The sequence below is a fragment of the Micromonospora endophytica genome, assembly GCF_003236305.1.
Lineage (GTDB): Bacteria > Actinomycetota > Actinomycetes > Mycobacteriales > Micromonosporaceae > Micromonospora > Micromonospora endophytica.
Genome location: NZ_POTX01000548.1, coordinates 1 through 412, shown reverse-complemented (window position 1 = coordinate 412; position 412 = coordinate 1). Strand labels below are relative to the sequence as shown.

The 412-nt window shown below is 39.1% G+C and carries 1 protein-coding gene; it reads right to left on the bottom strand.

Features of this window, described 5'->3' with window-relative positions:
* Positions 1-75 precede the first annotated feature (75 nt).
* Positions 76-412: PTS fructose transporter subunit IIB (locus C1I93_RS31035; protein WP_220039631.1), on the bottom strand; the 337-nt coding region annotated here is incomplete at its 5' end.

The following is a 412-nucleotide window of genomic DNA, read 5'->3' as shown; positions in this document are numbered from 1 at the left end:
TAATAAATGTTTTTTAATTTCCTGTGAAACCGGAATTTTATTTTCTTTCATATTAAGATCCCTCCAGTATAAGGATCATTTGTTTCCCAGTGATTTTTCGACCCTTTCAAGAAATTGAACGGGCGATTTAATGACGATCTCTGTCTTTACTCGCACAATACGTTTATTGGTGAAGCGTTCTTCTCCTTTTATTTTCACATCTACAGCAAGAATCACGACGTCAGCAGCAGAGATATCTGCCGCCTGTAATTCATTTTCTGTACCAATGGTTCCCTGGGTTTCAACTTTAATGGTATGGCCCAGAGCTTTTGCTCCTTTGATTAACTTTTCACGAGCAATATAGGTATGAGCAATACCCGCCGTACAGGCGGCAACACAGACAATATTCATGACATACTCCCTGTTATTTAGC